Origin of the sequence: Rhodoferax sp., assembly GCF_028714215.1 — a bacterium.
In the GTDB taxonomy this organism is placed as follows: Bacteria; Pseudomonadota; Gammaproteobacteria; order Burkholderiales; family Burkholderiaceae_C; genus Rhodoferax.
Genome location: NZ_JAQTMS010000062.1, coordinates 14,727 through 31,859, shown reverse-complemented (window position 1 = coordinate 31,859; position 17,133 = coordinate 14,727). Strand labels below are relative to the sequence as shown.

At 63.0% G+C, this 17,133-nt stretch carries 19 protein-coding genes; 9 read left to right on the top strand and 10 right to left on the bottom strand.

Annotated features, from left to right (window positions below; genetic code table 11):
- The coding region (locus PHS32_RS20830) for a response regulator (RefSeq protein WP_301081181.1) at positions 1-611 on the top strand (611 nt) is incomplete at its 5' end.
- A gap of 42 nt (positions 612-653) precedes the next feature.
- Here the strand turns inward: PHS32_RS20830 and PHS32_RS20825 are convergent.
- Entirely contained in the window at positions 654-1,619 is a 966-nt protein-coding gene (locus PHS32_RS20825; RefSeq protein WP_301081180.1) for a TIGR01212 family radical SAM protein, read from the bottom strand.
- Between the two features lie 233 nt (positions 1,620-1,852).
- On the opposite strand from PHS32_RS20825, the gene PHS32_RS20820 reads away from it, so the two are divergent.
- Positions 1,853-3,715, top strand: coding sequence for a feruloyl-CoA synthase (locus PHS32_RS20820; protein ID WP_301081178.1), 1,863 nt, complete (start codon positions 1,853-1,855; stop codon positions 3,713-3,715).
- Between the two features lie 73 nt (positions 3,716-3,788).
- Here the strand turns inward: PHS32_RS20820 and arsB are convergent, their stop codons facing one another.
- Genes arsB through PHS32_RS20795 form a run of 5 tightly spaced genes read right to left on the bottom strand, consistent with a single transcriptional unit; the run spans position 3,789 to position 7,912 of the window.
- Positions 3,789-4,859 (bottom strand): ACR3 family arsenite efflux transporter, encoded by a 1,071-nt coding sequence (arsB, locus tag PHS32_RS20815; RefSeq protein WP_301081177.1) that lies wholly within the window; start codon positions 4,857-4,859, stop codon positions 3,789-3,791.
- Positions 4,860-4,862: 3 nt separating this feature from the next.
- On the bottom strand, positions 4,863-5,363 hold the full coding sequence (locus tag PHS32_RS20810) for an arsenate reductase ArsC (protein ID WP_301081175.1): 501 nt from the start codon (positions 5,361-5,363) through the stop codon (positions 4,863-4,865).
- A gap of 1 nt (position 5,364) precedes the next feature.
- Positions 5,365-7,164 (bottom strand): arsenical pump-driving ATPase, encoded by a 1,800-nt coding sequence (gene arsA / locus PHS32_RS20805; RefSeq protein ID WP_301081174.1) that lies wholly within the window; start codon positions 7,162-7,164, stop codon positions 5,365-5,367.
- A 17-nt stretch (positions 7,165-7,181) separates the two neighbouring features.
- On the bottom strand, positions 7,182-7,550 hold the full coding sequence (gene arsD / locus PHS32_RS20800) for an arsenite efflux transporter metallochaperone ArsD (protein WP_301081173.1): 369 nt from the start codon (positions 7,548-7,550) through the stop codon (positions 7,182-7,184).
- Positions 7,547-7,912 carry a helix-turn-helix transcriptional regulator gene (locus PHS32_RS20795; protein WP_301081171.1) on the bottom strand — a complete coding sequence of 122 codons (366 nt, stop codon included), beginning with the start codon at positions 7,910-7,912 and terminating at the stop codon, positions 7,547-7,549. Before PHS32_RS20795 ends, arsD begins: the two co-directional genes overlap by 4 nt.
- 171 nt (positions 7,913-8,083) lie before the next feature.
- Here PHS32_RS20795 and PHS32_RS20790 point away from each other — a divergent pair, with 171 nt between their 5' ends.
- Positions 8,084-8,602 (top strand): GFA family protein, encoded by a 519-nt coding sequence (locus PHS32_RS20790; RefSeq protein WP_301081169.1) that lies wholly within the window; start codon positions 8,084-8,086, stop codon positions 8,600-8,602.
- A gap of 103 nt (positions 8,603-8,705) precedes the next feature.
- Here PHS32_RS20790 and PHS32_RS20785 read toward each other — a convergent pair whose 3' ends face one another.
- Complete coding sequence (locus PHS32_RS20785; protein ID WP_301081167.1) at positions 8,706-8,933, bottom strand: cysteine-rich CWC family protein; 228 nt, start codon at positions 8,931-8,933, stop codon at positions 8,706-8,708.
- A gap of 114 nt (positions 8,934-9,047) precedes the next feature.
- On the opposite strand from PHS32_RS20785, the gene pilB reads away from it, so the two are divergent.
- From pilB to PHS32_RS20755, 6 genes are read left to right on the top strand one after another with little or no spacing between them, the layout of a single operon-like run.
- Entirely contained in the window at positions 9,048-10,781 is a 1,734-nt protein-coding gene (gene pilB, locus PHS32_RS20780; protein ID WP_301081165.1) for a type IV-A pilus assembly ATPase PilB, read from the top strand.
- Between the two features lie 21 nt (positions 10,782-10,802).
- Positions 10,803-12,020 carry a type II secretion system F family protein gene (locus PHS32_RS20775; RefSeq protein WP_301081164.1) on the top strand — a complete coding sequence of 406 codons (1,218 nt, stop codon included), beginning with the start codon at positions 10,803-10,805 and terminating at the stop codon, positions 12,018-12,020.
- A complete protein-coding gene (locus PHS32_RS20770) occupies positions 12,020-12,862 on the top strand; it encodes an A24 family peptidase (RefSeq protein ID WP_301081162.1) in 843 nt (280 codons plus the stop codon). The genes PHS32_RS20775 and PHS32_RS20770 overlap by 1 nt, the downstream gene beginning before the upstream one ends.
- A gap of 3 nt (positions 12,863-12,865) precedes the next feature.
- Positions 12,866-13,483, top strand: a complete 618-nt coding sequence (gene coaE, locus PHS32_RS20765; RefSeq protein WP_301081161.1) for a dephospho-CoA kinase — start codon at positions 12,866-12,868, stop codon at positions 13,481-13,483.
- Between the two features lie 30 nt (positions 13,484-13,513).
- Positions 13,514-14,269 carry a cell division protein ZapD gene (zapD, locus tag PHS32_RS20760; RefSeq protein ID WP_301081160.1) on the top strand — a complete coding sequence of 252 codons (756 nt, stop codon included), beginning with the start codon at positions 13,514-13,516 and terminating at the stop codon, positions 14,267-14,269.
- Positions 14,266-14,493, top strand: coding sequence for a DNA gyrase inhibitor YacG (locus PHS32_RS20755; protein WP_301081158.1), 228 nt, complete (start codon positions 14,266-14,268; stop codon positions 14,491-14,493). Before zapD ends, PHS32_RS20755 begins: the two co-directional genes overlap by 4 nt.
- Here PHS32_RS20755 and PHS32_RS20750 read toward each other — a convergent pair.
- From PHS32_RS20750 to argJ, 3 genes are read right to left on the bottom strand one after another with little or no spacing between them, the layout of a single operon-like run.
- Positions 14,454-14,915 (bottom strand): NUDIX domain-containing protein, encoded by a 462-nt coding sequence (locus tag PHS32_RS20750; protein ID WP_301081157.1) that lies wholly within the window; start codon positions 14,913-14,915, stop codon positions 14,454-14,456. The genes PHS32_RS20755 and PHS32_RS20750 overlap by 40 nt on opposite strands.
- Before the next feature lie 52 nt (positions 14,916-14,967).
- Positions 14,968-15,846: an ATP-binding protein gene (locus PHS32_RS20745; protein WP_301081154.1), complete on the bottom strand. Its 879-nt coding sequence runs from the start codon at positions 15,844-15,846 to the stop codon at positions 14,968-14,970.
- Positions 15,843-17,072, bottom strand: a complete 1,230-nt coding sequence (gene argJ, locus PHS32_RS20740) for a bifunctional glutamate N-acetyltransferase/amino-acid acetyltransferase ArgJ (RefSeq protein ID WP_301081152.1) — start codon at positions 17,070-17,072, stop codon at positions 15,843-15,845. Before argJ ends, PHS32_RS20745 begins: the two co-directional genes overlap by 4 nt.
- Between the last annotated feature and the right edge of the window lie 61 nt (positions 17,073-17,133).

Below are 17,133 nucleotides of genomic sequence, written 5' to 3'. Positions count from 1 at the left end.
CCTTGAAGCAGATTCGCGAGCAGGCCTTCGATGTGGTCTTCACCGATATCAAGATGCCCGGCATGGACGGCGTCGAGTTGGCCGAGCGGGTCAAGGCCAGTCAGCCCTGGACGCCGGTGGTCATCATCACCGGCTATGGCACGACCGAGAACGAGGTCCGGGCCAAGGCGGCCGGGGTCTCGGACTTCATGCGCAAGCCGCTCTCGCCCGAGATGATCGAGGAGAGTGCCGCTCATGCGCTACTTGAGCCGACCGCGCTGCGGGCACCCGAAGTGGCAGCGCGCGCGGTCGAGCCGGTGCAGGTCGAGGTGGTTGAAGAGGAAAGCCGGATCAAGAACATTGCGCTGTTCCTGGCGGCGCCCTTCATTGGTCTGCTGTATGCGGTGATGCTGCCTCTGGTTGGGTTGGCGATGCTGGCCTGGACCGGCTGGAAGGCCTTGAATGCGATGCCGGCGGGAAGAAAGGCGATCCGCAACGTGAAGAACGTGGCGCTGTTCGTGGCAGCGCCCTTCATCGGCCTGGTCTATGCGGTGGCACTGCCTTTTGTCGGCACCGCCATGCTATTGTGGGTCGGTGGCAAGGCGCTGCTGGCGACAAAAGAAGCAGCCTGAGGCTTGATTCGAATCCGGCAGGATTCCTCAAGGCGCCCCCGGTTAACAGCCGGGGGCCATTTTTTTGTACCGGCAGCCCTGCCAACTGCCGCGGCGCGCCAGTTCGGCCGAAATCCGCGGCGCCAGTTCGGACAGGCGCAGGTTCCACTGCGGCGCCAGTTTCAGCGACGGCGGTACTTCGCTGCCGACCCGCTGCAACAGAATGGCCGGTGACAGGCGCTCGATGAAATCGGCCAGCAGCTTGACGCAAGCCGGCTCATCGAGCAGCGGCACACTGATGGGATCGCGCTGCCACTGGCGCGCCAGCGCGGTGCCGCGCACCAGTTGCAACTGATGCAGTTTGACGGCCCGGACCGGCAGCGCCGAGATCTTTTGCGCACCGGCCAGCATGCTCTCCTGCGACTCGCCCGGCAGGCCCAGCATCAAATGGACGGTGATTTCCAGCCCGCGCGCGGCAGCGCGCTCTATGGCGTCGACGCTGGCGGCGAAATCGTGACAGCGATTGACCGCTGCCAGCACCGCGTCGTTGCAGGATTCGACGCCGATCTCAAGCTCGATGATGTAGTCCTGCGCCAGTTGCGCCAGGTAGTCCAGCACCGGCGTCGGCAGACAATCGGGCCGGGTGCCGATCGCCAGGCCGCTGATTTTCGGATGGGCCAGCGCCTCCTCATAGCAGGCGCGCAGCCGCCCCAATTCGCCATAGGTATTGCTGTAGCTCTGGAAATAGGCGATGTAATGCTGCGTGCCGGGATAGCGCCGCTGCAAGAAATCCAGCCCAGCGTCAATCTGCTGCGTGATGCTCTGGCGTCGCTCCAGGTAGCCCGGCGTGAAGCCGTCGTTGTTGCAAAAAGTGCAGCCGCCGGTGCCGGCACTACCGTCCCGATTGGGGCAGGTGAAGCCGGCCTCGATCGAGACCTTCTGCACGCGACCGCCGTAACGCTCTTTCACATGGTCGTTCCAGGCGTGGTAGCGGCGCGCGCCGAACGGGGAAATGTCTTCTGGATTCATCAAGGCAGTAGTGACCGGGATTCGACCGAATCAGGCGGACCCGCAGTATGCCTGATGGCAACCATCCCGGCTGAACCCAGGTTTTTGCAGGGACGGCATGGGTGCGAAGACGCGCTTTCATGTTTCGATATTTCTGAGTCTGAGTACTAGGGAAAACACCGACTTAGCGAAACGCCAGCGCCCTTGAGTTAGTTACAAGCTATAACCATAATCGGCTCACCTAGGAAGACACCATGAGCACACTCAAATTTCGTCCCTTGAGCTTTGGTGTCACCCGTATCGAGCTGCGCCAGGGGCCGCCGGGTGTGAGCTACCTGAAGGCCGTGCAAGCACTGCAAGACTACCCGCCGCGCCTGACCGACCGGCTGCAGCACTGGGCCCGGACCGTGCCGGAGCGCAGCTTTCTGGCGCGCCGGGTCAGGCAAGCCGATGGCAGCTCGGGTGATTGGCGCCATGTCAGCTACCGCGAGGCCTGGGCCAGCGCCCACAACATTGCGCAGGCGCTACTCAACCGCAGTTTGAGCGTGGAGCGACCGGTCCTGATCCTCTCAGAGAACGATCTGGAGCACGCTCTGCTGGCCATGGGCTGCATGCTGGCAGGTGTGCCGTTTGTACCGACTTCACCGCCCTACTGCCTGGTCAGCCAGGACTTCGCCAAGCTGCGCCATGTGATCAGCACGGTAACGCCCGGCCTGGTGTTTGCAGCCGATTCGGCCCGCTACGGCAAGGCCATCGAGGCCGCCGTGGACCCTGCTCTGGAGGTGGTGTTGACCAGCGGCACGCTGGCCGGTCGTTCCAGCACTGCGTTTGCCGATCTGCTCGCAACACCGGCCAGTTCGGAGGTTGATAGCGCGATGCTGGCCACCGGGCCGGACACCATCGTCAAATTCCTGTTCACCAGCGGCTCCACCGCGCTGCCTAAGGCCGTCATCAACACGCATCGCATGTGGTGTGCCAACCAGCAGCAAATGGCGCAGTCGATGCCGGTGCTGAGGGAAGAACCGCTGGTGCTGGTGGACTGGCTGCCCTGGAACCATACCTTCGGCGGCAACCATAACTTCGGCATGGTGCTGTACCACGGCGGCACCCTGTACCTCGACGACGGCAAGCCGTCGCCAGCGCTGGTGGCTGAGACCTTGCGCAATCTGCGCGAGGTGGCACCAACGGTCTATTTCAATGTGCCGGCCGGCTTTGAAGCAATCGCCAGCGCCATGAAAACAGACGCCGCGCTGCGCGGCAATCTGTTGTCGCGCGTAAAGATGTTCTTCTATGCTGGGGCTGGTCTCAGCCAGGCGGTGTGGGACAGTCTGACCGAATCGCAGGTCAAGGAGGTCGGCGAGCGTATTGTGATGACGACCAGCCTGGGCATGACGGAGTCGGGTCCGTTCGGCCTCTTTGTGACCAACCCGAATGTCAAGGCCGGCGACCTGGGCGTGCCGGCGCCTGGGCTGGAGATCAAGCTGGTCGACTGCGCCGGCAAAACCGAGTTGCGCTACCGTGGTCCCAACATCACACCGGGCTACTGGCGCGCGCCGCAGGAGACAGCCAGGAACTTTGACGAGGAGGGCTTCTTCTGCTCGGGCGATGCGGTCAGGTGGATTGACGAGAACGATGTGCATCAGGGTCTCAAGTTCGATGGCCGCTTGGCCGAGGATTTCAAGCTCGCCACTGGCACTTTTGTCAGCGTCGGACCGCTGCGCGGCAGGATCATCGCAGCCGGCGCGCCCTGCATTCAGGATGTGGTGATCACCGGCCAGTCCAGGCATGAGGTGGGCGCCATGGTGTTCCCCAACCTGGCCGCCTGTCGCAGCCTGAGCGCGCTGCCCGCCGGGTCTGAACACGAGGCGCAACAAGTGTTGAACAGCCCCGCTGTGCGCGCCCACTTCCAGGGCGTGCTGGACCGGTTGGCGCAAGGCGCCAGCGGCAGTTCCAACCGCGTCGCGCGACTCTGTCTGTTGGCCGAGCCGCCCACCATCGACAGCAGCGAAATCACCGACAAAGGCTCGATCAACCAGCGCGCGGTGCTGGCCAATCGCGCTGCCGTCGTTGAAGCCTTGCACGCCGACACGCTGCCCGGTATCTTCAAACCGCGGTGAACGCCAGCGCCGCAAGACATAAGACCGGGTGCTGTTGAGGTTTGAAACGTCAACCGGGCCCTGCGGCTGATCTTCAGACCGCCCGTTCGTACCAGGTCTTTGAGTTGTTGACGATGTGCACCACCAGCAGCATGACGGGCACCTCGATCAGCACGCCCACCACGGTGGCCAGCGCCGCGCCCGAGTTGAAGCCGAACAGGCTGATGGCGGCCGCCACCGCCAGCTCGAAGAAGTTGGAGGCGCCAATCAGCGCCGACGGGCAAGCAATGTTGTGCTTTTCGCCGACCGCACGGTTAAGCCAGTAAGCCAGCGCCGAATTGAACAACACCTGGATCAGAATCGGCACCGCCAGCAGCGCAATCACCAGCGGCTGCTTCAGGATCGCCTCGCCCTGGAAGGCAAACAGCAGCACCAGCGTGGCCAGCAGCGCGCCGATGGACCAGGGGCCGATCCGCTGCATCGCCGCATCGAACGCGCCCGGCCCCTTGGCCAGCAGGAACTTGCGCCACAGTTGCGCCAGCACGACCGGGATCACGATGTACAGCAGCACCGAGATCAGCAGCGTGGCCCAGGGCACCGTGATGGCCGAGAGGCCCAGCAAGAAAGCCACCAGCGGCGCGAAGGCTATCACCATGATGCTGTCGTTCAACGCCACTTGCGACAGCGTGAACAGCGGGTCGCCACCGGTCAGTCGGCTCCAGACAAAAACCATCGCGGTGCAGGGCGCGGCGGCCAGCAGGATCAGGCCGGCCACGTAACTGTCCAGTTGATCGGCCGGCAGCAGCGGCGCAAACCAATGGCGGATGAACAGCCAGCCGAGAAAAGCCATGCTGAAGGGTTTGACCAGCCAGTTGACGAACAGCGTGACGCCAATGCCGCGCAGGTGTTGGCGCACCTCGTGCAGCGCGCCGAAATCGACCTTGACCAGCATCGGGATGATCATGACCCAGATCAGCACACCCACCGGCAGGTTGACCTTGGCCACTTCCATGCGGCCGATGGCCTGGAATAGCGCAGGCAGCAACTGACCCAGCGCAATGCCGGCGACGATGCACAAAAACACCCACAGCGTCAGGTAGCGTTCGAACACGCTCAGGGGGGCGCCGGCCGCTTGCCTGGCGCCGACTTCACATTGCGCACTCATGGCTTAGTCCCGGGCCAGGCTGCGCGCCGTGCTCTGCAACAAGGTCTTTTCCAGCTTGGCTGGCGGCAGGCTGATCAGAATGTCAAGACGGCGCTTGAGCGCATGCAGGGTCTGGCGAAAGGCTTCGAGTTTCTGGGCGTCCGTGCCATCGCCCACTGAAGGGTCCGGGTAGCCCCAATGGGCCGTGGCGGGCTGACCGGGCCAGTAGGGGCAGACCTCGCCGGCGGCGTTGTCGCAAACGGTGATCACCAGGTCCATATGCGGCGCCTCCGGAGCGGCGAATTCGTCCCAGGTTTTGCTGCGCAGTCCGTCAATGGAAATACCTGAGCTCTTCAGCACCTGCAAGCCCAGCGGATTGGGTTGCTGGTTGTCACGCGGACTGCTGCCGGCCGAAAAAGCCTTGAAGCGGCCTTGGCCGATGTGGTTCAGGATGGCTTCGGCCAGGATGCTGCGCGCCGAGTTGTGGGTACACAGGAACAGGACGTTGAGCACTTTGTCGGTCATTTCAAATTTCCTTGGTCAGGGAGGTGGTTGGGGATGAGTGGGCCGCCAGTTGCAGCAGGCGATCGACGCCGATCGGCTCATCCTGCAGCAAGGGAACCAGGGCGTAGCGTTGCGCGTGGCGGGTGGCGACCGACTCGATCTCCACCAGTTCATTGCGGGCACGCTGGCGCAACAGCGGCGAGCTCAGCGGCGCCGCGAGCGCGGTCGCCGCCACGCTGTTGTTGATGATCCAGGCCCAGGGCTCGATGCCGGCGCGCTGCAAATCGGTTTGCAGATTGGCGGCTTCCAGCACCGGCGTCGCTTCGGCCAGCGTGACCAGCAGCACCTTGGTTTGCCGCGGGTCCTGCAACTGCTGCATGGGGGTCGTGAAGTGCATGCCGCTGCCTTCCATCTGGCGCACCACGTCGCGGTGGTAGGCGCCGGTGGCGTCCAGCAGCAGCAGCGTGTGGCCGGTAGGCGCCGTGTCCATCACAACAAACTTCTTGCCGGCCTCGCGAATCACGCGCGAGAAAGCCTGAAACACGGCGATCTCTTCGGTGCAGGGTGAGCGCAGGTCTTCCTCCAGCAGGGCGCGGCCCTGGGCGTCCAATTTGGCGCCCTTGCTGGCCAGCACTTGCGCCCGGTACTGCTCGGTCACCTCGTGCGGGTCGATGCGGCTCACGGTCAGGTGCGCCAGCGTGCCGTGCAGGGTTTCGACCAGATGGGCCGCCGGGTCCGAGGTGGTCAGGTGCACCGGCAGACCGCGCTGCGCCAGTTGCACGGCCACTGCCGCCGCGACGGTGGTCTTGCCGACTCCGCCCTTGCCCATCAGCATCACCAGACCGTGGCCATCGGCGGCGATCTGATCGACCAGTTGCGACAGGTTGGGCGCGGCGACCCTGAGCGTTGCCGGGCCGGCCGTGGCTGCCGGCGGCGCAGCGATGACCAGCAATTGGCGCAAGGCCGCCAGCCCCACCAGGTCGAAAGCCTTGAGCGGGATTTGATCCGTCGGCAGCGCCGCCAGGACCTCTGGCATGGCCGCCAGCGCCGCCTGTTCGCGCCGGCAGACGGCGCGCGCCAGCAGATCGGCGCCGACCTCGGCCGGCGGGAAAATGCCATTGATCACCAAAAACTGTTTCGTCAGCCCGATCGCCGCCAGTTCGGCATGGGTGCGGGCGGCTTCGCGCAAGGTCGATGCCTGGGCCCGTGCCACCAGCACCAGACGGGTCCGCTCTGGGTCGGCCAGCGCCTGCACCGCCGCCTGGTACTGGGCGCGCTGCTTTTCCAGTCCGGCCAGCGGTCCGAGGCAGGAGGCATCGCCTTTGCCGGTCTCCAGAAATCCGCTCCAGGCGCCCGGCAGTTGCAGCAGGCGAATGGTGTGCCCGGTCGGCGCCGTGTCGAAAATGATGTGCTGGTAGTCCTGCGTCAGCGCCGCATCGGTCAGCAGCGCCGTGAACTCATCAAACGCTGCGATCTCCGTGGTGCAGGCACCGGAGAGCTGTTCTTCAATACCCTTGACCACGGCGTCCGGCAGCACGCCGCGAACCGGATTGACCAAGCGGTCGCGGTAGGCCTGGGCAGCGGCCTGCGGATCGATCTCCAGCGCCGAGAGGCGGGGCACACTGGGGATGTCGGTGATGCGGTTACCGATCTGGATGCCAAAGACCTGGCCGACATTGGACGCCGGGTCGGTGCTGACCAGCAGCACGCGCTGGCCCGCGTCGGCCAGTTGCAGCGCGCTGGCACAGGCAATGGAAGTCTTGCCGACGCCCCCCTTGCCGGTAAAAAAAAGAAAGCGCGGCGCTTGCCGCAGGAATTTCATGAGCGGCCTGCTTGGGGTCAAGCGCAGCGGCCGCCCGAGCAGCCGCAGCCGGAGGCGGCTTTGGCCGCTGCTGCCACGACTGGCGCCTTGCCGGTCCAGCGCGTCAGCTCGTCCCGGCTCGGGTAGCGCCCGGCCAGGGCCAGTTCGCCGTCCACCAGGGTCACCGGCAATGCGTCCTGACCGGTGCGCTCCAGCAAGCCCTTGACCACCGCGTTGTCGGCAAAGGCCAGCGGCTGCTGCGCCAGATTGAAGCGCTCGATCAGCGCCCCGTTCTGCTTGGCCCAGTCCACGTCGGCGGCAAAGGTGACCAGCTTCTGATCCACCTCGACACCGCAAACGCCGCTGCTGCAACACAGGGCGGGATCAAACACTTGAATTCTCTTCATGGGGAAACTCCTTTGGTTTTGGGTGAGTGCGACGGCCGGCAAGCCGGGCTCGGGCAGATCTCGGCGCACTGCTCGGGGTGTCCGGAGCAGCACTGCGCGGTCAGGTAGGCAATCAAGTCCTGCATCAGCGCCAGATTGGCCCGGTAGCGCTGGAAACGTCCCTCCTGCACCACCGACACCAATTGCGCATGGGTGAGTGCCTTGAGGTGAAACGAAAGATTGGTGGGCGGGATCTCAAGGGCACTGCCGATCTCGCCGGCGACCAGGCCTTGTGGCCCGGTTTTGACCAGCAGGCGATAAATGTCCAGACGCACGCCGGAAGAGAGCGATTCAAAGACTTTGGTTGCCGCTGATTTATCCATCGTTCAATTGTACAACTTATGTTGAACTATTAAATTGACGATCAACAGGCGCCAGTCGATGAGGCTCGGGTGACCTTTTGCTTCACGCTGTCGGCCACACGCTAAGATGGCGCTTCAGAGGTCGAATTCTCTTCTCCCGCAATGGACTTCCACTGGTTCGAAAGGATCACCATGCCTGCGCCTGATGTATTCCCGCTGGAAGGCGGTTGTGACTGCCGGTACATACGCTACCGGATGAATACCCCGCCGCTGTTTGTCAACTGTTGCCACTGCCGCTGGTGTCAGCGCGAGTCGGGCGCGTCGTTCGCGCTGAACGCGATGATAGAAGCCGATCGGGTGCTCCTGCTGGCCGGGCAACCGGAGATCGTGGACACCCCTTCCGCCAGCGGCGCCGGACAGAAGATGGCGCGCTGCCCTCACTGCCGCATCGCGCTCTGGAGCAACTACGCGGGCGCCGGCCCGCTCGTCAGGTTCGTCCGCGTCGGCACCCTGGACCAGCCCGACCTGTTGCCGCCCGACATTCACATCTTCACGCAGTCCAAGCAACCCTGGGTCGTGCTGCCTGAGGGCACGCCGTCGGTGCCGGAGTACTACGACCTGGAGCGCTACTGGCCGGCCGCAAGTCTGGCCCGCAGGCAGGCCATGCTGCCGGCGATCAAGGCTTACCAGGCCAGCTTGCGCGACGGGTAGTTTCGCGCCGCCGGATGGATGGCCGGCGCCGCTGTCGCAAACCCTGAATGGACGCTGCGCGAGCGACTTTTTTGTAACAATTGGTATTGCTGAAGGGCATTCATCAGGCCGCTTTGCTTGCCTTCGCGGCCTGAGCGCAGGCGGCGCAAATACAGGCTTTGTCGCGGGCCTGTTCCGGGATGCTGGCCAGCAGGGCGGCATCGAAACTGGCCTCGGTACACCAGCAGGGCGGCTGCTTCACGCCGGTCGCGCGCTCGACCTCCATGGCGCACTGGTTGACTTGCCCGCACAGTGGGCAGAGCCTGGGATTGACGGCAGGAATGACTTGCATGGTGAGGGCTCCGGAATCGGTAATATCGCTGGTTGCAAAGTGTAGAGGGTGCGGCCGGCCGCCAATCGGAGATGATTGGCTGAAGCGGCTCCTGACGTAGTACATTCTTGGGTTATGGCCGCTGTCGATACCGCTTCTTCCGAATCTCCCGTCTCCGTCCTGCCGGGGCTGGGCCGCGCCTTGGTTCTGGCCGGCAAGATAGCGCAAAAGTCGGCGGAAGAAATCTACCGCAAGGCGCAGTTGAGCCGCACCAGTTTCATCGCCGAACTCACCGGCTCGGGCGTGGTGTCGGCGTTTGACCTGGCGCATACCATGTCGACCGCGTTTGCGGCGCCGCTGGTGGACCTGGCGGCGATCGACCCGCAGCGCCTGCCGAAAGACTTGCTGGACAGCAAGATCTGCACCGACTACCGGCTGGTGGTGCTGAGCAAACGAAACAACCGCTTGCTGGTGGCCACCGCCGACCCGTCCGACAGTCAGGCGGCGGAGAAAATAAAGTTTGCCACCCGGCTGAGCGTCGACTGGGTCATTGCCGAGTACGACAAGCTGTTGAAACTGGTCACCGCCAACGCCGCCACGGCGGCCGAGACGATAGACAACATCATCGGCGACGACTTCGAGTTCGACGAAGCTTCGGTGGCCAGCCTGACGGAAAGCACCGATTACGCGGCGTCCGAAATCGAGGATGCGCCGGTCGTCAAATTTCTGCACAAGATGCTGCTGGACGCTTTCAGCATGCACGCCTCCGATCTGCACTTTGAACCCTATGAGCACAATTACCGCGTGCGTTTCCGGATCGACGGCCAATTGAGGGAAATTGCCGCGCCGCCGATTGCGATCAAAGACAAGCTGGCCTCGCGCATCAAGGTTATTTCCAGGATGGACATCGCGGAAAAACGGGTGCCGCAGGACGGCAAGATGAAGCTCAAGATCGGGCCCGACCGGGTGATCGACTTCCGCGTCAGCACCCTGCCTACCTTGTTCGGCGAAAAAATTGTGGTCCGGATACTCGACCCCAGCATCACCCGGTTGGGCATCGATGCGCTGGGTTACGAGGCCGAGGAAAAAGCCAGGCTGCTGCACGCCATCGCCAGGCCCTACGGCATGATCCTGGTGACCGGCCCGACCGGCTCCGGCAAGACGGTTTCGCTCTACACCTGCCTGAATTTACTGAATCAGCCGGACGTCAACATTGCCACCGCCGAGGACCCGTGCGAAATCACTTTGCCGGGCGTCAACCAGGTCAACATCAATGACAAGGCGGGGCTGACTTTTTCGGCGGCACTGAAGTCTTTCCTGCGCCAGGATCCGGACATCATCATGGTCGGCGAGATTCGCGATCTGGAAACCGCCGACATCTCCATCAAGGCCGCTCAAACCGGCCATCTGCTGCTCTCCACGCTGCACACCAACGACGCGCCGTCGACTCTTTCACGCCTGCGCAACATGGGCATCGCGCCCTTCAACATCGCCTCCAGCGTGATGCTGATCACGGCCCAGCGCCTGGCTCGGCGGCTCTGCCCGCACTGCAAGACCGGGGTCGAACTGCCCAGGGAAACCTTGCTCGATGCCGGCTTTCAGGAACCTGAACTGGATGCCTCCTGGGTCAGCTATCGCGCCGTCGGTTGCAGCCTGTGCAACAACGGCTACAAAGGACGCGTCGGCCTCTACCAGGTGATGCCCGTCAGCGAGGAAATGCAGCGCATCATCCTGCGCGATGGCAACGCCCTGGAGATTGCCGAGCAAGCCGCGCGCGAAGGTGTCCGCACTCTCAGGCAAGCCGGTCTGCACAAAGTCAAATTGGGGTTGACTTCGCTGGAAGAAGTACTCGCGGTAACCAACGAATAGACCCATCATCAAGAGGACACCATGGCAACTTCAAAGTCAAAGGGTATCAAGGAATTTGTCTTTGAATGGGAAGGCAAAGACCGCAACGGCAAGCAAGTCCGGGGCGAAACCAGAGCCGCCGGCGAGCATCAGGTGCTGGCTGCCTTGCGGCGCCAGGGGGTGACACCGGTCAAGATCAAGAAGCGCAGAATGCGCTCCGGCAAAAAGATCAAGCCGAAAGATCTGGCCATTTTCACGCGCCAGCTCGCCACCATGATGAAAGCTGGCGTTCCCCTACTGCAGGCGTTTGACATCGTGGGGCGCGGCAACCCCAACCCGAGCGTCACCAAACTGCTCAACGACATCCGCACCGACGTCGAAACCGGGACCTCGCTGAGCGTTGCCTTTCGCAAGTTTCCGCTCTATTTCGACGATCTCTATTGCAACCTGGTGGAGGCTGGTGAAGCGGCCGGTATCCTGGACCAGTTGCTGGACCGGCTGGCCGTCTACATGGAAAAAACGGAGGCCATGAAGTCCAAGATCAAGTCCGCCCTGATGTACCCGATCTCGGTCTTGATCGTGGCTTTTGTGGTGACGGCGGTGATCATGATTTTTGTCGTTCCGGCATTCAAGGAAGTGTTCTCCAATTTTGGTGCCGACCTGCCGGCGCCAACCCTTTTCGTGATTGCCATGAGCGAGATTTTTGTCAAGTATTGGTGGCTTATTTTTGGCGGCCTGGGCGGTACTTTTTACTTCTTCATGCAGGCCTGGAAACGCAATGAAAAAATGCAGAACGTGATGGACCGCATCTTGCTGAAGATGCCCATTTTTGGCGTCCTGGTCGACAAATCATGCGTTGCGCGCTGGACCCGGACCCTGTCCACCATGTTCGCGGCCGGGGTGCCCTTGGTCGAGGCCCTAGACTCGGTCGGCGGCGCCGCCGGCAACTCGGTTTATACATTGGCCACCAAGAAGATCCAGCAGGAAGTATCCACCGGCACTGCGCTGACCGTGGCCATGAGCAATGTCAATCTGTTCCCGTCCATGGTCCTGCAAATGTGCTCGATCGGTGAAGAATCCGGTTCCATCGATCACATGCTGGGCAAGGCGGCTGATTTTTACGAGGCCGAAGTGGACGACATGGTGGCCGGCATCTCCAGTCTGATGGAGCCCATCATCATTGTGATTCTGGGGACCGTGATTGGCGGCATTGTGGTTGCCATGTACCTGCCGATCTTCAAACTTGGACAGGTGGTCTGATGCTGTTGACGCCCTGGCTTGACGCCACCTTGTTCGGTATTCTGGGATTGCTGGTGGGTAGTTTTCTCAATGTCGTGATTTACCGCTTGCCGGTCATGCTGGAGGCGCAGTGGCGCGCCGAATGTGCCGAGCTGGCCGAAAAAGAGCCTCCCGCCGCCAAGCGCTTCAACCTGCTGCTGCCGCGCTCGCGCTGTCCCAAGTGCAGCCATCAGATTCCCTGGTATGAAAACATTCCGCTGGTCAGCTATCTTTTGCTGCGCGGGAAATGCTCTGCGTGCAAGACCCCCATCAGCCTGCGCTACCCGATGGTGGAACTGGCCACCGGTGCGCTATTTTTCTACTGCGCCGGCAAATGGGGCGGCGGCGGCACGGCGCTGCTGTGGAGCGCATTTACCGCCACGGTGCTGACGCTGGCCGTGATCGACTGGGACACCACGCTGCTGCCCGATGACGTGACCTTGCCGCTGCTGTGGGCCGGCCTGATTGCCGCCGCTTTGCACTGGACCCCGGTGGCGCTGCCGGCGGCGCTGTGGGGCGCCGTTGGCGGCTATCTGTCATTGTGGCTGGTCTATTGGGCCTTCAAGCTGAGCACCGGCAAGGAGGGCATGGGCTTCGGAGATTTCAAGCTGTTTGCCGCGCTGGGTGCCTGGTTCGGCTGGCAGGCGCTGATACCCATCATCTTGATGGCTTCGGTGATTGGCGCGGTGGTCGGAATTGCCATGAAATTCTCCAGCGGCCTGCGCCCCGGCGGCTACGTTCCGTTCGGCCCTTTCCTGGCCGGCGCCGGGCTGACGGCGATGATTTTTGGCCCGGACGCCATCCTGCACTTCATCGGGCTCTGAATCGTGCCAGTTCCTGTGCGGCTTGGACTGACCGGCGGCATCGGCAGCGGTAAAAGCACCGTCGCCCAACTGCTCGGCGAGCGCGGCGCCGAGGTGGTCGACGCGGACGCCATCGCGCGCGAACTGACCGCCCCGCAAGGTCTTGCCATGCCCGCGATCCGGGCCGTATTTGGCCCGGATTTCATCAGCCCGGCGGGCGCCCTGGAGCGCGAAAAGATGCGCGCACTGGCCTACACCGATGGCAGCGCGCGCAAACGCCTGGAAGCCATCATCCACCCCCTGGTGGCACTGAAAACGCAGGAGCTGGCGGCGGCTGCCGCTAGCCGGGGCTGCCCTTGCACCGTGTTCGATATTCCCCTGTTGGTGGAATCCGCCACATGGCGGCAAAACGTGGATCGGGTGCTGGTGGTCGATTGCACGCCGGAGCTGCAGATCAGCCGGGTGATGGCGCGTAGCCGGTTGACGCGCCCGGAGATCGAAAAAATAATCGCCTCGCAAGCCCATCGCGAGCAGCGCCTGGGCGCCGCCGATTGCGTCATCTTCAACGTCGGTCTGTCGCTCGGCGAGCTGGCTGATGAAGTGCGCCAGTTGGCACCGCGCTTCGGGCTATCATCCGGGTAGTAGCCGACCCGGCCCAGCAAAGAAATCAGCGTGATCCTTTACGAATACCCCTTCAACGAGCGCATTCGCACCTATTTGCGACTGGAGCACCTGTTTCTGCGCCTGACAGAATTTGTCGCGCGCGAGTCGGCACTGGACCACCACTTTGCGCTGGCCACCATTTTCGAGGTGATGGATGTGGGGGCCCGGGCCGACCTCAAATCGGATGTGCTGAAAGACCTGGATAAGCAAAAACATGTGCTCGACGGCTATCGGAACAATCCGGCGATCGCGCACGAGGTACTGGACAAGATTTTTGGCCAGGTTGACCGCTGCTTTCAGGCCTTGAACAACCTGCCGGGCAAAGCCGGACAGGCGCTGACCGAGAACGACTGGCTGATGAGCATCCGCAGCCGGGTCGGCATCCCGGGCGGCACCTGCGAGTTCGACCTGCCGGCCTACTACGCCTGGCAGCACAAAACCAGCGCCCAACGCCAAGGCGATCTGGAGCGCTGGGCCGGCACGCTGACACCGCTGGCCGACGCGATTTATCTCTTGCTCAAACTGCTGCGCGACTCCAGCGCGCCGCAAAAAGTGATTGCCGTGGGCGGCCAGTATCAGCAAAACCTGCCCCAGGGCAGAACTTTTCAACTGCTGCGCATGGCGCTGGATCCGGCACTCGAATTGATCCCCGAGATCAGCGGCAATCGGCTGATGGTGTCGATCCGCTTGATGCGCCAGGAGGACGATGGCCGGCTTCACCCGAGCCTGGCGGACACCACTTTCAATCTGACCCTGTGCTCATGAAAACTGCCAGTGCGCCACGCTCCGGAGCCGCCAAGCGAGTCACCTGCCCGACCTGCGGCGGCGACAGTGTCTACGCCAGTTCCAACCCCTATCGCCCGTTCTGTAGCGAACGCTGCAAAAATATCGACCTGGGCGCCTGGGCCAGCGAGAACTTCCGCCTGCCCGTCAGCAAGCTGCCGGAAGATCAGGTAACCGACGAGCCCCGTTCTTCCGCCAGCCATTGAAGAACCGGCAGCGTGCCCGGCAGCACCGGCGTGACCTGGACCGGCAGGCGTTGCCAGGAAAAGGATTGGCCCTCCCGCATCTGCAACTCGCCGCGCCATTGGTAGACCTTGCAAAAATTCAAGTGCACCAAGGCATGGGGATAGTCCACGGTGGCAGTTTTCCAGGTCAGTGCCGGGCCAATGACAATGCCCAGTTCTTCCAGCAGTTCACGCGTCAGGGCCTGCTCCACGGTTTCGCCGGGCTCCTGCTTGCCGCCGGGAAACTCCCAGTAACCCTGGTAAACCTTGCCGGGTGGCCGCGAGGTCAGCAGAAAATCGCCATCCGGCCGGATCAGCACACCCACCGCGACTTCAACCAGAGCCCGCTCCGGACCACCCTGGCGCGCCAGGGTGGCGTCGGCAATCAGAGTTCCCTGGCTCATATATGCCCCCACGCTCGGCATTTCGTGTCCCTGCTGGGGCCCGGCGCGACGCTCATGCGCCGGCAGCGTGTTGGCCGGCGTAGTCGCGCGCAAACTGGTAGGCCACCCTGCCGCTGCGCGAACCACGCTCCAGCGCCCACACCAGGGCCGCCGGCCGGGCCGCTGCAATGGCCTGGGGCGCGACGCTGAATGAGGACAACCACTGGGCCACGATGGCCAGGTACTCGTCCTGGGTGAAAGGATAAAAGCTGACCCACAGGCCAAAGCGCTCGGAGAGGGAAATTTTTTCCTCCACCACCTCGCCCGGATGCACCTCGCCCTCGTCGGTATGGGTGTAGCTGAGATTTTCCTTCATGTACTCGGGCAACAGATGGCGCCGGTTGCTGGTGGCGTAAATCAGTACATTGGGGGTGGTCGCGGCGACCGAGCCATCCAGAATCGACTTCAGCGCCTTGTAGCCCGGCTCCCCGTCTTCGAAGCTCAGGTCGTCGCAAAACACGATGAATTTCTCATCCCGCTCGGACACCACATCGACGATATCGTGAAGATCCGTCAAATCGGCCTTGTCGACCTCGATCAAACGCAAACCGCGCCCCGCATATTCGTTCAGACAGGCTTTGATCAGGGACGACTTGCCGGTCCCGCGGGCGCCGGTCAACAACACGTTGTTGGCCAGTTGACCGTTCACGAACTGCAAGGTGTTGCGCAGGATCTTTTCCTTTTGCGGCTCGATTTCCTTCAGATCCGACAAGCGCATGACGCCGACATGACGCACCGGCTCCAGCACGCCATGGCCGGAGCTTCGCTTGCGGTAGCGAAAGGCCACGGCGGCGCTCCAGTCCGGCGCCGCCAGCGAGCGTGGCAGCACCGCCTCGATGCGGACTATGAGTTGCTCCGCGCGCAGCAGCAAATGCGCCAACTGCTGCTTCATGAGCGGTAGTCGGCGTTGATGGTGACGTAGTCGTGGCTGAGGTCGCAGGTCCAGACCATGTCAGCGGCAGCCCCGCGCCCCAGCAGCACCCGCACCGTGATTTCGCTCTGCTGCATGACGCGCTGCGCTTCCTCTTCACGGTACTCGGGATGGCGACCACCGCGCGTTGCCACGTGAACATCGCCCAGGTACAAATCAATGCCGGTCTGGTCCAGATCATTGATGCCGGCGTAGCCGACGGCGGCCAGGATGCGCCCCAGGTTCGGATCGCTGGCAAAGAACGCCGTTTTCACCAGCGGCGAATGGGCAATGGCATAAGCCACCTGCCGGCACTCGGCCTGGTTTTTGCCGCCTTCAACCCTGATGCTGATGAATTTGGTGGCGCCCTCGCCATCACGCACAATGGCTTGCGCCAACTTTTGCGCCACCGCCAGCATGGCGGCCTTGAGGGCTTGGCCGTTGGCACTGTCCAGGGAATCGATCACCGCGTGGCGGGCCTTGTTGCTGGCAATCAGCATGAACGAGTCGTTGGTGGAAGTGTCGCCATCGACCGTGATCCGATTGAAGGAAGCGTCCGCCAGTTGCGTCGCCAGTTGCTGCATCAGCACCTGGCTGATGCAGGCGTCGGTCGCCAGGAAACCCAGCATGGTGGCCATGTTGGGCCGAATCATGCCGGCCCCCTTGCTGATGCCCGTGATGCTGACCAGCGCGCCGTCAATCATCAGTTGCGCGCCAAAGGCTTTGGCCACCGTATCGGTGGTCATGATGGCTTCGGCGGCGCGCAGCCAGTTGTCCTCACGCGCATCCGCCAGCGCGCCGTCGAGCCCGGCCTCGATCCGCTCCACCGGCAGCGACTCCATGATCACGCCGGTTGAAAATGGCAGGATTTGAGCGCTGCCGACAGCCAGCTTGCCAGCCAGCGTGGCACAGGTTTTGAGAGCGCGCAAGCGTCCATCCTGGCCGGTGCCGGCGTTGGCATTGCCGGTATTGATCAGCATGGCACGCACGCCGGCGCCGCCAGCAAGGTGCTCCCGGCACAGCTGCACCGGCGCGGCACAAAACCGGTTCTGGGTGAAGACGCCGGCAACCGTTGCCCCTGGCTCCAGCAAGATGACGGTCAGGTCCTTGCGACCCGCCTTGCGCACGCCGGCCTCGGTAACGCCGAGGCGCAGGCCCGTGATCGGGTAGAGCTGCGCCGGATTGGGGGGGGACAAATTGACTGCCATGCAGACCTCCCTTAATCAGTTGGGGACAGAGCTTGTTCGCTTCGCGTAACTGCGGTCTGTC

What these genes read in the sequence shown, in the direction of transcription:
- PHS32_RS20825 (WP_301081180.1), bottom strand. Translation starts at nt 1,619, where the DNA reads ATGAATCCAGAAGACATTTCCCCGTTCGGCGCGCGCCGCTACCACGCC.
- PHS32_RS20820 (WP_301081178.1), top strand. Translation starts at nt 1,853, where the DNA reads ATGAGCACACTCAAATTTCGTCCCTTGAGCTTTGGTGTCACCCGTATC.
- arsB (WP_301081177.1), bottom strand. Translation starts at nt 4,859, where the DNA reads ATGAGTGCGCAATGTGAAGTCGGCGCCAGGCAAGCGGCCGGCGCCCCC.
- PHS32_RS20810 (WP_301081175.1), bottom strand. Translation starts at nt 5,363, where the DNA reads ATGACCGACAAAGTGCTCAACGTCCTGTTCCTGTGTACCCACAACTCG.
- arsA (WP_301081174.1), bottom strand. Translation starts at nt 7,164, where the DNA reads ATGAAATTCCTGCGGCAAGCGCCGCGCTTTCTTTTTTTTACCGGCAAG.
- arsD (WP_301081173.1), bottom strand. Translation starts at nt 7,550, where the DNA reads ATGAAGAGAATTCAAGTGTTTGATCCCGCCCTGTGTTGCAGCAGCGGC.
- PHS32_RS20795 (WP_301081171.1), bottom strand. Translation starts at nt 7,912, where the DNA reads ATGGATAAATCAGCGGCAACCAAAGTCTTTGAATCGCTCTCTTCCGGC.
- PHS32_RS20790 (WP_301081169.1), top strand. Translation starts at nt 8,084, where the DNA reads ATGCCTGCGCCTGATGTATTCCCGCTGGAAGGCGGTTGTGACTGCCGG.
- PHS32_RS20785 (WP_301081167.1), bottom strand. Translation starts at nt 8,933, where the DNA reads ATGCAAGTCATTCCTGCCGTCAATCCCAGGCTCTGCCCACTGTGCGGG.
- pilB (WP_301081165.1), top strand. Translation starts at nt 9,048, where the DNA reads ATGGCCGCTGTCGATACCGCTTCTTCCGAATCTCCCGTCTCCGTCCTG.
- PHS32_RS20775 (WP_301081164.1), top strand. Translation starts at nt 10,803, where the DNA reads ATGGCAACTTCAAAGTCAAAGGGTATCAAGGAATTTGTCTTTGAATGG.
- PHS32_RS20770 (WP_301081162.1), top strand. Translation starts at nt 12,020, where the DNA reads ATGCTGTTGACGCCCTGGCTTGACGCCACCTTGTTCGGTATTCTGGGA.
- PHS32_RS20755 (WP_301081158.1), top strand. Translation starts at nt 14,266, where the DNA reads ATGAAAACTGCCAGTGCGCCACGCTCCGGAGCCGCCAAGCGAGTCACC.
- PHS32_RS20750 (WP_301081157.1), bottom strand. Translation starts at nt 14,915, where the DNA reads ATGAGCCAGGGAACTCTGATTGCCGACGCCACCCTGGCGCGCCAGGGT.
- PHS32_RS20745 (WP_301081154.1), bottom strand. Translation starts at nt 15,846, where the DNA reads ATGAAGCAGCAGTTGGCGCATTTGCTGCTGCGCGCGGAGCAACTCATA.
- argJ (WP_301081152.1), bottom strand. Translation starts at nt 17,072, where the DNA reads ATGGCAGTCAATTTGTCCCCCCCCAATCCGGCGCAGCTCTACCCGATC.